Raw genomic sequence first — 13,158 nt, 5'->3', positions numbered from 1 at the left:
GTCAAGGTCTCCCGACGGCCGTTGAGCCGGTAGTCCAAGCGGAACACGATTGAACCTGAAGGTTGGACCACGACGTACATACCGTCACGATCCACAATTTTGTATAATTTATCTTTTGGTTTCAGCGCTTTGATGGCAGCGTCGGTAAGCATCTGCACCCTCCAGATCGGTCAAAAAAATGCAGGAGAGCACCCAATTATACCGTCAGGCCAAAATTGGGCCGACTGACATGGTTTTATTCAGCATTTACAAGTATTTAAGCAAATAAATATACCGTCAGAAGCTCTCTTGCCCCTGACGGTATATGCGTTTTTCGGTTGAGACAAGACTCGCCATACCGCCAGCCATACCGTCAAACGGGAGGCTAACCCGGCGATAGATGCCGAAAGCCTCAGAGAGATTTTTTCAGCATTTTCATTGGCTTATGTCGTATTATGGCGTGATTTCGGATGCGCCCGGAGGGGCAAAAATTATTCCCACTCGATCGTGCCCGGCGGCTTCGAGGTGTAGTCGTAGACCACGCGATTGATGCCCTTCACCTCATTGATGATGCGGGTTGCAACGCGCGACAGGAAGGCGGCGTCGAAGGGGTAGATGTCCGCCGTCATGCCGTCGGTCGACGTCACCGCGCGCAGGCCGCAGACGCTGTCGTATGTGCGGCCGTCGCCCATCACGCCCACGGTCTTCACCGGCAGCAGCACCGCGAAGGCCTGCCAGATCGCATCGTAGAGGCCCGCATTGCGGATTTCCTCGAGGTAGATCGCGTCCGCCTTGCGCAGGATGTCGCAGCGCTCGCGCGTCACTTCGCCGGGGATGCGGATGGCGAGGCCCGGCCCGGGGAACGGGTGGCGGCCCACGAAGATCTCGGGCAGGCCGAGTTCGCGACCCAGCACGCGCACTTCGTCCTTGAACAGTTCGCGCAGCGGCTCGACGAGCTTCATGTTCATGCGCTCGGGCAGGCCGCCGACGTTGTGGTGGCTCTTGATCGTGACCGAGGGACCGCCGGTGAACGAGACCGATTCGATCACGTCCGGGTAGAGCGTGCCCTGGGCCAGGAACTCGGCGCCGCCGATCTTCTTCGCTTCGTCCTCGAAAACGTCGATGAAGGTCTTGCCGATGAACTTGCGCTTGGCTTCGGGGTCGGTGACGCCGGCCAGGCCGTTGAGGAACAGCGTCGAGGCATCGACGTGGACCAGCGGGATATTGTAGTGGCCGCGGAACAGGCTGACGACCTGCTCGGCTTCACCCATGCGCAGGATGCCGCCATCGACGAAGACGCAAGTCAGCTGGTCGCCGATCGCCTCATGGATGAGCAGCGCCGCAACCGCCGAATCGACGCCGCCCGACAGGCCGCAGATCACCCGCTTGTCGCCGACCTGGGCGCGGATTTCCTCGATCTTGGTCTTGCGGAACTCCGCCATCGTCCAGTCACCGGCCAGGCCGCAGACGTGACGCACGAAGTTCTTGAGCAGCTTGCCGCCATCGGGCGTGTGCACGACTTCGGGGTGGAACTGCATCGCGTAGATGCGCTTCTCGTCATTGGCGATGACCGCAAAAGGCGCGCCTTCGCTGGAAGCGACGGGGCGGAAGCCGGGGGCAAGGCGCGTCACCTTGTCGCCGTGGCTCATCCACACCTGATGGCGCTCGCCCTTGGTCCACAGGCCATCGAACAGCGCGCAATCGTCGCCGATCTCGATGAAGGCGCGGCCGAATTCGCCCGAATCGCCGAGCAGGACCTCGCCGCCGAACTGGTGCATCAGCGACTGCTGGCCATAGCAGATACCCAGGATCGGCAGGCCGCTTTCGAGGATTTCCGCCGGAATGCGCGGGCCATTGTCGTCAAGCACCGAAGCGGGCGAGCCGGACAGGATCACGCCGGCCGGCTTCATGCGGGCGAAGGCTTCCTTCGCGGCATTGAAGGGGGCGATTTCCGAGTAGACACCCGCCTCGCGCACGCGCCGGGCGATAAGCTGGGTGACCTGGCTGCCGAAATCGACGATCAGGATGGAGTCGGAGCCCTGCCCCGGATTCGTTGAGGAAGTCTGGTCAGTCATGGCCGGCCACTATAGGCACATTTTGCAGGTGTCCAGTGGAGCGCGCGGTTTTGAGGGTCGCGAGCGCGAGAACGGGACTGCAGAAGACCTCAGTTGCAATAATTGCACGTAATTTTGTTTCTTTGTCGTTTGCAAAAATTCCCACGTGGTGTAATTCCGATTCATGGCAAGGCGACGTGACCGCCGGGCCAGCGATAAGCCAAAAATACCAAGTTTGCAGGAAAAGCCATCTCCCGAACGCCTTCGGCATTCGGTGTCGCCGCGTCGCGCAGGGTGTGTGCGCTGCGGCGAAAGTCCATGCTCTCCCTCCCGGCATGGGCAATCCCCAATGGCGAAGGGCGGCTCCGCAAGGAGCCGCCCTTTCTTGCAAGCCGGCAAGCCGCTGGCGGCGCCCTCGCCGCGCGGAACGCGCAGCCTGCCCCAGTCTTGTGGAAAAGACCGTGCACAAAGCCGGTTCTGCTTGGGTTTCCAGCCCCGAAACCCTATATCCTCGCCATGGCTAGCACCGACGACAGCACGAACGGCACTGTGCCCGGCAACGGGACCGACAACGGCAAGAACCAGAACAGCTACGGCGCGGATTCGATCAAGGTCCTCAAGGGCCTCGACGCGGTCCGCAAGCGCCCGGGCATGTACATCGGCGATACCGACGACGGTTCGGGCCTGCACCACATGGTGTTCGAAGTGTCGGACAACGCGATCGACGAAGCGCTGGCAGGCCACTGCGACCTGGTGCTGATCGAACTCAACCCGGACGGCTCGGTCTCGGTCGAGGACAACGGCCGCGGCATTCCCACCGGCCTCCACCCGGAGGAAGGCGTCTCGGCGGCCGAGGTCATCATGACCCAGCTCCACGCCGGCGGCAAGTTCGAGAACACCTCGGACGACAATGCCTACAAGGTGTCGGGCGGCCTCCACGGCGTCGGCGTCTCGGTGGTGAACGCCCTGTCCGAGTGGCTGGAACTGACCATCTGGCGCGACGGCAAGGAGCACTGGATGAAGTTCGCCAACGGCGATGCCGTGGCGCCGCTGAAGATCGTCGGCGATGCGCCGAAGGTGGACCAGAACCCGGACGACAACGGCTTCAAGAAGGGCACCCGGGTGACCTTCCTCGCCTCGACCGAGACGTTCAAGAACGTCACCGAGTTCGATTTCGACAAGCTGGAGCACCGCTACCGCGAACTGGCGTTCCTGAACTCGGGCGTGCGCATCCTGCTGCGCGACAAGCGCCATGAAGAAACCAAGGAACACGATCTCTATTACGAAGGCGGCATCGGCGCCTTCGTCCAGTTCCTCGACCGCAACAAGCAGCCACTGATGCCCGAACCGATCGCCATTGCCGCGGACAAGGACGGCATCGGCATGGAAGTCGCGCTCGAGTGGAACGATTCCTACTACGAGAACGTGCTGTGCTTCACCAACAACATCCCGCAGCGTGACGGCGGCACCCACCTCGCCGCGTTCCGCGCCGCGCTGACCCGTACGCTGAACGGCTATGCCGAGCGTTCGGGCCTGCTCAAGAAGGAAAAGGTCTCGCTGTCGGGCGACGACATGCGCGAAGGCCTGACCGCGATCGTCTCGGTCAAGCTGCCCGATCCCAAGTTCTCCTCGCAGACCAAGGACAAGCTGGTCAGCTCCGAAGTGCGCCAGCCGCTGGAAGCACTGATGAGCGAGAAGATGACCGACTGGCTGGAGGAAAATCCCGCCATCGCCAAGACCATCGTCATGAAGGTGATCGACGCTGCCGCCGCCCGCGAAGCCGCGCGCCGCGCCCGTGAACTCACCCGCCGCAAGGGGGCGATGGACATTGCCTCGCTGCCCGGCAAGCTGGCCGACTGCCAGGAACGCGATCCCGCCAAGTCCGAACTGTTCCTGGTCGAGGGTGATTCCGCAGGCGGCTCGGCCAAGTCCGGGCGCGACCGCAAGACCCAGGCGATCCTGCCGCTGAAGGGCAAGATCCTCAACGTCGAGCGCGCGCGGTTCGACCGCATCATCTCGTCCAAGGAAGTCGGCACGCTGATCCAGGCCATGGGCACCGGCATCCGCGACGACTTCAACCTGGAAAAGCTGCGTTACCACAAGGTCGTGATCATGACCGACGCCGACGTCGACGGCGCGCATATCCGCACCCTGCTGCTGACGTTCTTCCATCGCCAGATGCCGGAAATCATCCGCGCCGGACACCTCTTCATCGCCCAGCCGCCGCTCTACAAGGTCGCCAAGGGCCGCAGCGAGGTCTACCTCAAGGACAATGCCGCGCTCGACCGCTATCTGGTCGAGGCCGGGCTGTCCGGCCGCGTGCTGGAAACCTCCGGCGGTGCGCGCATGGGCAGCGACCTCGAGGCGCTGGTCGATCACGCGATCCGTTTCCGCAACCTGATGGGCTTCGTTCCCCGCCGCTTCGATCCCACCATCATCGAGGCACTGGCGCTGTCCGGCGCGTTCGCGCCCGAGCTCTCGACCGCCGACCGCAATGCTGCGCTGGAGCGCACGGCGCAGTGGCTCGATCGCGGCGACCCCGAAGCCCGCTGGTCCGCCCGCCTGACCGACGAAGGCAACCTTGAGATCGAACGCGTGTGGCGCGGCGTGACCGACCATCACAAGATCGAGGGCACGTTCCTCGCCAGCGCCGAGGCGCGCAAGCTCGCCCGCCTCGCGGCCGAGAATACCGACGTCTATGCCGGGGCGGCCCGCCTCACCCGTGCCAGCGCCGCCGCCGAAGTGGAAGCGGGCGAAGGCGAGGACGAGGCAGCGACCCGTCCGATCGTCGGCGCCGACGTCATCACCCGCCCTGCCCAGCTGCTCGACGCGGTGCTGGCGGCGGGCCGCAAGGGCCTGTCGATCCAGCGCTACAAGGGTCTGGGCGAAATGAACGCGGAACAGCTCTGGGAAACCACGCTGGATCCGGAAAACCGCGCGCTGCTGCAGGTCAAGGTCGAGGACGCCGACGTCACCGACGAGATCTTCACCCGCCTGATGGGCGACGTCGTCGAACCGCGCCGGGAGTTCATCCAGGACAACGCGCTCAACGTCGCCAACCTGGACATCTAAGGTCAGCCTCCCCCTCTTGCCGGACCGGTGCAGGAGGGGGAACGGCCTGGCGCGCGGCGCCGATCGCCAGGCCCCTGAGCCTGCATATCCCGCAAGCGCGACGGCGCCAGCCGTGCGCCGCGCCGGTGGCCAGTAGCCGATAGCCGGTGGCTGGCGTTCTGACCGCTGCGGACCGAACCGCGAAGATCCATCTATAGTGGCTTAACGGCAGGAATAACTGCGCTTTTCATGACGGGGTGGGCTGACAGGCCGCCGATCCCCCCCTAGCATGTCGGCCCGACAAGGGGATTACGATGATCAACGCCAAGCCCGCCCGGGCACTCGCTGCTGCGCTCGCACTCGCATCCGCGGGCCTCGCGGCCCAGGCTGAGGCCCGGCAGGACATTTCCCGCGCCGCTGCCAAGGCGATGCCGCGCCTGCAATCCTCGATGAACGGCAATGACTGCGACGGCGCCCTCAAGATCATCTCACCGCTGGTCGCACGCAAGGATTTCGGCACGCTGGAACCCTTGCTGCAAGGCCCGATCCTGCTCTCGGCGACGATCTGCGAAGGCCAGGCGAACAAGCTCGACGCCGCGCTCGGCCATGCCCGCATGCTCACCGCGCTGCCCGGCGCTGCCGACATCGCCTGGCGGCTGCGCTATGCGGTCGAACTCGACAGCAAGCGGGACGGCGATGCCGTCACCACGCTGGAGATGATCCAGAAGCAGGCCCCCAGCGCCTTCGGCTCGATCCCTGACGACTGGATCTTTGCGCTGGTCAACCGGCTGGACGACCGCCAGGACGATCCGGCCTATCGCCGCCTGCTGGTGCTTGCCACCGCCCCTGCATTCCCCCCCGCGATCAACGATGCCGGCTTCGCCAGGCTGCGCCTGCCGCTGGCCCGTCTGCTGGCCAGGGAAGGCGACAAGGAAAGCGCAGCGGCCCAGGTCGCCGCGATCCGCGAGGCGGACCTGCTGCGGCAAGCCAGTCTCGATCCGCACTTGCGCAGCTACCTGCCCGCCGACTTCGACTTGCGCGCCGCCTACGAGCGGCAGGCCGCCGACCTCGAACAGCGCAGCATCGCCCGCCCCGGCCGCCTTGCCCTGCCGATCGACCTCGCCGCCACGCAGCGCGTGCTCGGCCAGGCCGACAAGGCGCTCGCCACATTGCAGGCGGCGCGACCCGACGGCGTGCTGGCCAAGCAGTTTTCCGACCGGGACGAACGCGTCAACTGGTGGTGGGACGGGCTTGCGCGGACCTACGAGCAGCTCGGTCGCTATGGCGAGGCGGTGGAGGCCTACCGCACGGCCATCGCCGGCGGCGAAAAAGGCCGTCCCAATGTCAGCCAGACGATCAACCTGGCCTATCTTCACGTCCGCTTCGGCCATCCCAGGGAGGCGCTGGCCCTGCTTGCCCCCTTCGCGCAGCAGGCAGGGGCAGCCGCCAGTCCTTACGGGGTGATGGAAATGCGCCTCGCCCATGCCTGCGCCGCGCAGGCGCTGGCACTCGACGATCTGGCGGCCACCGACCTCGCCTATGCCCAGGCCCATCCCGAGGATCACCCCGAGGCGCTTACCGACATGCAGATGTGCATGGGCCGGTTCGACGATGCCGCCGCCTCGATGATCGCCCGGCTCGGCGATCCTGACCGGCAGGTCGATGCCCTCGGCCAGCTGAGCGAATATCGCCCGCTTCCCGCAGGCGTTCCCCCCGGCCTGTTCGACGCCGGCCTCACCGCCCTGCGCGCCCGCGCGGACGTGCAGGCGGCGATCGCGCGCGCCGGCGGCACGCGCAAGTTCGACGTGCTCCCCGCCACGCTTTAGTCCGCCCTCATGCCAGCGTGCATGCCAACTTGCATGCCGTCACGGGCGCGGCCATAAACCGCGCCCATGCGCATTCTCCTTGCCGCCGCGCTGCTTGCCGGCTCCGCTTCGCTCGCCATCTCGCCCGCCGCGGCGCAGACCATTCCCGCACCGATCCTGACCACGCCCGAAGCGCGGGACGTCTGGACCCACGCCGAGCCGCAAGTCGCCCGCGTGACCCACGTGGCGCTCGACCTCGACGTCGATTTCGCCAGCAAGACGCTATACGGCTCGGCCGTGCTCGACATCCTCGCAGCACCGGGCGCCACGCAGGTCGTGCTCGACGTCAACGACATGGACATCTCGGCCGTCACCGATGCCTCGGGCAAGGCGCTGAAGTGGACGCTCGGCGCCAAGGACACCGCCAGTGCCGACATCGGCTCGGCGCTCACCGTCGCGCTTGCGGGCGCGAACCGGATCACGATCACCTACCGCTCGAAGCCCGGCGCCACCGCGCTGCAGTGGCTGCCTCCGGAAATGACCTTCGGCAAGAAGAAGCCCTTCCTGTTCAGCCAGGGCCAGGCGATCCTCAACCGTTCGTGGGTGCCCACACAGGACAGCCCCGGCATCCGCCAGACCTGGGAAGCCACCCTGCGGGTGCCCGGCGACATGGTCGCGGTGATGAGCGCCGAGAAGCTCTCCGGCGACAAGGGCGAGGCCCTGCCCGACGGCCGCCGCCAGTTCCGCTTCCGCATGGACAAGCCGGTGCCGCCCTACCTCATCGCCTTTGCGGTGGGCGACCTCAGGTTCAAGCCGCTCGGCCCCCGCTCGGGCGTCTGGACCGAGGCACCGATGCTGGACAAGGCGGCGAAGGAATTCGTCGATGTCGAGAAGATGATCGACGCCGCCAGCAAGCTCTACGGCCCCTATCGCTGGGGCCGCTACGACATGCTCGTGCTGCCGCCTGCCTTCCCCTATGGCGGCATGGAAAACCCGATGCTGACCTTCCTGACGCCGACCATCGTCACCGGCGACCGCTCGAACACCGATGTCGTCGCGCAGGAACTGGCGCACTCGTGGTCGGGCAACCTCGTCACCAATGCCACCTGGTCGGATTCGTGGCTGAACGAAGGCTTCACCACCTACTTCGAAAACCGCATCATGGAATCGCTCTACGGCAAGGAGCAGGCCGCGACTTACGCCGATCTCGACTGGGACGTGATGCAACGCGAGATCGCCGCGGCCGGCGGCCAGACCGGCGCTGCCACCCGCCTCAACGGCGAACCGGGCGCGGGCGAGGTGGACTACACCAAGGGGTCCAACTTCCTGCGCATGATCGAATATACAGTGGGTCGCGCAAAGTGGGACGCCTATCTCACCTCCTACTTCGACCGTCATGCCTTCCAGCCGCAGACCACGGCCGGCTTCCTTGCCGACTTGCGCGAACGGCTGCTGAAGGGCCAGCCGGAACTCGAACTCAAGCTCCAGCTCGACCGCTGGGCCTATGGCGCCGGCCTGCCCGGCAATGCCGTGCGCGTGCACAGCGCCACGCTGGCCAAAGTCGATACCAGGCTGGCCGCCTTCAACGCCGGCGGCCCGGCCAGCGCCGTGCAGCCGACCGGCTGGACCACGCAGGAATGGCTGCGCTTCCTCAACGGCATCGACCGCCAGCAGACGCCCGCCCGCCTCAAGGAACTGGACGAGACGCTGGGCCTCTCGGCTTCGGGCAATGCCTATATCCAGTCGGCCTGGTTCGAACTGGCCATCGCCAACCACTACGACCCGGCGGTGCCGTACCTGCGCGGCTATCTCTCGCGCATCGGCCGCGGGCTGCTGGTCTATCCGCTCTACAAGGGGCTGATGAAGCAGGGCGACTGGGGCCAGCCCAAGGCGCGGGACTTCTTCGCCGAGGCCAGGCCCACCTACCACCCCTCGACCGCCGCCGGGATCGAGCGGATCGTCGCCGGGCAGGAGTGACCCGCATGATTCAGCGCTTCGGCAATGCCCCCGGCCCGGCCGTGTTCGAGGCCCTCGCCCATGCCGCCTTCGCGCGGATTCCCGAACCCTTTGCGCAGCACCTCGACGGGATCACCGTCCACGTCGAGGAGTTCGCCGACGAGGAAACGCTGCAGGCTCTGGGCATCGACGATGCCTGGGGCCTGACCGGGCTTTACCACGGCCGCCCGATGGACGAGGAATCGGTCTGGTCCTCGGGCGAATTCCGCCCGCGCATCACGCTCTACCGCCAGCCCCTGCTGGCCGAGTGGTGCGAGACCGACGTGACGCTGGAAGACCTTGTGACCCACGTGGTGGTGCATGAGGTCGGCCACCACTTCGGCCTGTCGGACGATGACATGCACGCGCTGGAAGACGACGCGGATTGACCCGACCTCCCCGGAAACCGGGAGGACGGGTCAGCTGGTGAACAGCGCCTTGCGGATCACCGCATGGACGCCGTAGTTGCCGTTGACGATCTGCGACACGCCGAAGTCCACGCCGACCGATAGCAGTGAGATCGCCTCGTCCTCGGTCAGTTGCTTGGCGGTCATCAGGAAACGCCGCGCCTTGCGGAAGGCATCGCGCATGGCGCCGTCGATCGAGCTCTGCTTGTAGACCTCGCTCTGCGCGTCGGGCCCGAGTTCCTTGAGGTAATCGGGGTGCGAGAAGCCCATGATCACCCACTCGGTCTCGGTCTCGATCAGCGGGTAATCGACATCCTTCAACTGCTCCATCACGCCCGCGCCCTTGTGGTGGACGATCTGGATCAGCCCGGTCATCGAACATTCGATGGCGGTGCCGCATAGCTCGCTGTCCCCCTGCGAGGCGTGGGGATCGCCCAGCGAGAGCAGCGCGCCAGGCACCTGCACCGGCAGGAACACCCGCGCGCCGGGGCCGGTGCGCCAGTTGTCGAGATTGCCCCCGAAACTGGCAGGCGGCACCGAATCGACCAGCCCGTTATGGCTGGGCGCCACCGCGATCACCCCGAAGTGCGGGCGGATCGGGATCTCGACGTTCTGCAGGATGTCGTAGTTGCGCTCGATGCTTTCCGGGTTCACCGGCACGCCCGGATAGTCGTAGCGCGCGTGGGTCACACCCGAGGGATCGACCTGCGGCGTCCAGCGGTAGGAATAGACCGCGTGGGCCTTGGGCAGCCGCCCGCCCGCCGCTTCGACCTCGTAGATCGTCACGACCTCGCGGTTCTTCGGCTCGGTCAGCAGGTCGTTGTAGTGGAAACCCCAGTAGGTCGCCGCGTTGGAGCCGAAGCTCTTGCCGGCAAAGCGGGGATTGCCGCTGGGGCGGGGCTTGAGGTCGAGGATGCGCACTTCGACGAGATCGCCCGGCATCGCGCCTTCGACATGGATCGGCCCGGTGCAGATGTGCACGCCGAACCCCTCGCCCGGCCCGCGCCCGAAGGCGCTGGCGTCCATCGGCCCGGCACCGCGCCGCTCGACCGTCTTGCCGCCGTGGTCCCAGTGGTAGACGCTTTCCACCCCGGGATCGCCTTCGACCATGCGCTCGGGATCGTCGTTGGCGTGGTGGGTCAGCGCCTCGATCGTCACGAAATCGCCCGAACGCACGCGCAGCGCCGGTTTCAGGTCCTTGCTGAGATAGCCCCAGTGGATCGTCTCGGGCGTGGCGGGCAGGTGATGGTGCCGCGAGGCGCCGGTATCGCCCATGTAGGCGGGGACCTGCGGGGCATCGTCGGCCGCCTGCTCGTCCAGTTGCTCGTCGAGCACTTCCTCGACTTCGGCGGCCTCTTCGGCCCTGGCGCGCTCCTTGCGGGCGGGACGGCCCCGGCGCAGCAGTTCGACCGCCGCCTGCTCCTGCGGCGGCGCCTTGCGGTATTCGCGCGGAGAAATGCCGTACTGCTCGCGGAAGGCGCGGCTGAACGAGGCGCTGTCGTTGAAGCCCCATTCGAACAGGATGTCGGAAATCGACTTCTGCACGTGGAGCGGGCTGCGCAGGTCGAGCCGGCAGCGTTCGAGGCGCCGCACTTTCACGTAATGGCCGAAGCTGTCGTCGATCGATTCGAACAGCTTCTGGAGGTAGCGGGGCGAGATGCCGTGCTCGGCGGCGACCTGCTGGTAATTGAGGTCGGGGTCGGACAGGCGGATCTCGATGGTCTGGAAGATCCGCTCCAGCAGCGCCGCGCGCATGCCCGCCGCTCCGCCCAGCGCCTTGGCGGGCGCATTGTCGAGCAGGCTGGTGACGAGGAATTCGGGGAAGGCCAGCTCGACCGGGCGGGCCTGGTCGGTGGTGATGTCGGTGATCGTGTCGGCCAGCGAGCGCAACATGCCCGCAAAGATGCGCGCGGTTCCGGTATCGGTGGCGATCTTGCGCGGGGCGCCGCTGATCGGGGTCTTCAGGCGCTGGCTGAGTTCGCTGTGCGGCACTTGCACGATCAGGCTGCGGTTGTCGCCCGCGAAGGCGAGGTGGACGGGCGAATCGCCGCGCCCGCAGATCATGTCGCCATCGGCCAGACGCAGTTCCTGCTCGGAATCGCGCATCGTCGCGCTGCCGTCGAGGATCATCGCCACCCAGTAGGTGGTCGGCTGGTCGCGGAAGTCGATGGTCCAGGACTGGGCGGTGCCGGTGACGCGGATGAAGTCGATATGGGTGCTGGAGCGGAAGTGGATCAGCTCGCCATAGAGCGTGGCCTCATCCGCCTCGTCGAGCGTGAGCGACAGGCGCTTGAGCGCGAAGCGCCAGGCGTCGCGGCGTTGCTCCTTGGGGTAGACATTCGTCGTTATGCGCAAGCGAGAACCACCCTGACAGATCGGTGGCACCCTTCCCTGATGGGCGTCCAATTGGATAGTTTGGCGACCTTATGGCGGGAGGTCTATCGAGGCTCCGGCCACTCGGCAAGGGTGTCGTATATCTTAGTCGAAAGGCCTCTCGTTGCCGTAGACACTGGTTCCTGCCTGTTCGACCGGCGCCTCGCCCCGGCCGCAGACGGCAAGCATCGTCAGGGCGTAGACGAGCGCGCTGGAGGCCATGTCGGCGCCCGTCGGCCGCCAGCGCGGCATGCCGGTGGTGATGGCCGGCACGCGGTGCATGTTGAACACGTTGTGATCGCGCCACATGCTGGAATAGACCGGGTGCGCCGGCTCCACCCCCGCGCCGCGCGCCAGCCGGGTGGCGGCATCGACCGCGCCGGCCAGCGGGGCGACTTCGCTAGGCCGCGCCTCGAACCCGTGGCGCACCACCACCGGCTCGACGTCGAAGCCTTCCACGTCCACCCCGCGCATGGCCTCCATGATGCCGTGATAGGCGTCCGCCGCCTTCTGGCGCGGGTTCAGCGAGACGTCGATGTAGAGCGCGCAGACCTCGGTTCCCGCGCCGAAATCGATCGGCATGCCGCCGCGTACCGAGGCGATCTGGACCTTGGGATGAATCGCCCCGCTGGCGGTCTCCATGATCGAATCGCGCTCGAACTGCTGTCCCCAGGCGTGGAGCGCATCGATCACCGCACCGAGCCGGTAGATCGGATTCGGGTGGCGCAGCGGATCGGCGGGGGCATCGAGGATCGGGGAGAACACCCCCTGCCCGAAGATCCGCACCCGGTAGAGCGCATAGCCGCAGCCCTGCCAGGTCAGGCCGAAATCGGTGCCCTCGGCCGCGATCGCATAGTCGGGCGCGACGCCGCCGTGGTGGAACAGGTAATGCGCGCCGATGTCCTTGCCGTTCCAGCCAATGCCGGAAAATTCCTCGATCGGTTCGGGCCCGATCTCGCCGGGGCAGGCGGTGAGCCAGCACTTGCCGGAAAGCCCGATGCCGGCCTTGCGCAGCGCCTTGGCGGCGATCAGGAAGCACGACATCGGCCCGCGATCGTTGCTGATCGGATAGCCGCGCAGGCGGCCTTCCTCGTCCAGCCAGCACTGGGTCCATTCGGGATCGGCCAGCGTCGATTCGCGGTAGCGGAACCTGTCATGCTCGCGCATGCCGCTGGGGCTTTCGGTATCGAGGTGCGCGGTCAGCAGCAGGTTGGCGCCGCGTCCGGTCCCGCCATATTCGCCGATCACATTGGGGCGCTCGGGCGTCGCGCCGACCTTGCGCGGGTTGAAGCCTTCCTTCGCCATCCAGTCGTGGACGAACTCGGCCGCCGCCAGTTCCTCGCGCGAGCGGCTGGGGATGTTGCCCAGTTCCAGCGCCAGTTCGACCAGCTCGTCGGTGTCGATGGCCGCGGCGATGGCAGCGCGTTCTTCCTCGCTGACGGCGTAGGGCGCCTTGGCAGGATCTGCGAAAGCGGGGGCGGGATCGGGCATGTC

9 protein-coding genes are annotated in these 13,158 nt (G+C 66.3%); 4 read left to right on the top strand and 5 right to left on the bottom strand.

Annotated elements, in window-relative coordinates; genetic code table 11:
• The 3 genes from OKA11_RS21125 to OKA11_RS21115 form a co-directional block, all read right to left on the bottom strand.
• The coding region (locus OKA11_RS21125; RefSeq protein WP_267223979.1) for an Arm DNA-binding domain-containing protein at positions 1-152 on the bottom strand (152 nt) is incomplete at its 3' end.
• 318 nt (positions 153-470) lie between these two features.
• Positions 471-2,054: a glutamine-hydrolyzing GMP synthase gene (guaA, locus tag OKA11_RS21120; RefSeq protein ID WP_267223974.1), complete on the bottom strand. Its 1,584-nt coding sequence runs from the start codon at positions 2,052-2,054 to the stop codon at positions 471-473.
• A 161-nt stretch (positions 2,055-2,215) separates the two neighbouring features.
• Positions 2,216-2,353 carry a hypothetical protein gene (locus OKA11_RS21115; protein ID WP_267223971.1) on the bottom strand — a complete coding sequence of 46 codons (138 nt, stop codon included), beginning with the start codon at positions 2,351-2,353 and terminating at the stop codon, positions 2,216-2,218.
• Positions 2,354-2,549: 196 nt separating this feature from the next.
• Here OKA11_RS21115 and gyrB point away from each other — a divergent pair, with 196 nt between their 5' ends.
• From gyrB to OKA11_RS21095, 4 genes are all read left to right on the top strand, one after another.
• The gene (gene gyrB / locus OKA11_RS21110) at positions 2,550-5,105 is read left to right on the top strand and encodes a DNA topoisomerase (ATP-hydrolyzing) subunit B (RefSeq protein WP_267223970.1); all 2,556 of its coding nucleotides are present in this window, start codon (positions 2,550-2,552) and stop codon (positions 5,103-5,105) included.
• A 293-nt stretch (positions 5,106-5,398) separates the two neighbouring features.
• On the top strand, positions 5,399-6,910 hold the full coding sequence (locus OKA11_RS21105; RefSeq protein ID WP_267223968.1) for a tetratricopeptide repeat protein: 1,512 nt from the start codon (positions 5,399-5,401) through the stop codon (positions 6,908-6,910).
• Between the two features lie 66 nt (positions 6,911-6,976).
• Positions 6,977-8,866 carry a M1 family metallopeptidase gene (locus OKA11_RS21100; RefSeq protein WP_267223966.1) on the top strand — a complete coding sequence of 630 codons (1,890 nt, stop codon included), beginning with the start codon at positions 6,977-6,979 and terminating at the stop codon, positions 8,864-8,866.
• Between the two features lie 5 nt (positions 8,867-8,871).
• Positions 8,872-9,273 carry a metallopeptidase family protein gene (locus OKA11_RS21095; RefSeq protein WP_267223964.1) on the top strand — a complete coding sequence of 134 codons (402 nt, stop codon included), beginning with the start codon at positions 8,872-8,874 and terminating at the stop codon, positions 9,271-9,273.
• A 30-nt stretch (positions 9,274-9,303) separates the two neighbouring features.
• Here OKA11_RS21095 and OKA11_RS21090 read toward each other — a convergent pair whose 3' ends face one another.
• Together OKA11_RS21090 and OKA11_RS21085 are read right to left on the bottom strand one after the other, a co-directional pair.
• On the bottom strand, positions 9,304-11,646 hold the full coding sequence (locus OKA11_RS21090; protein ID WP_267223962.1) for an acetamidase/formamidase family protein: 2,343 nt from the start codon (positions 11,644-11,646) through the stop codon (positions 9,304-9,306).
• 123 nt (positions 11,647-11,769) lie between these two features.
• Complete coding sequence (locus OKA11_RS21085) at positions 11,770-13,155, bottom strand: zinc-binding metallopeptidase family protein (protein ID WP_267223977.1); 1,386 nt, start codon at positions 13,153-13,155, stop codon at positions 11,770-11,772.
• Positions 13,156-13,158: the final 3 nt, after the last annotated feature.

The sequence above is a fragment of the Novosphingobium clariflavum genome (assembly GCF_026420865.1).
GTDB classification, from domain to species: domain Bacteria; phylum Pseudomonadota; class Alphaproteobacteria; order Sphingomonadales; family Sphingomonadaceae; genus Novosphingobium; species Novosphingobium clariflavum.
Note: the sequence above shows the minus strand (reverse complement) of the source record. Positions and strands in the feature narration are given on the sequence as shown.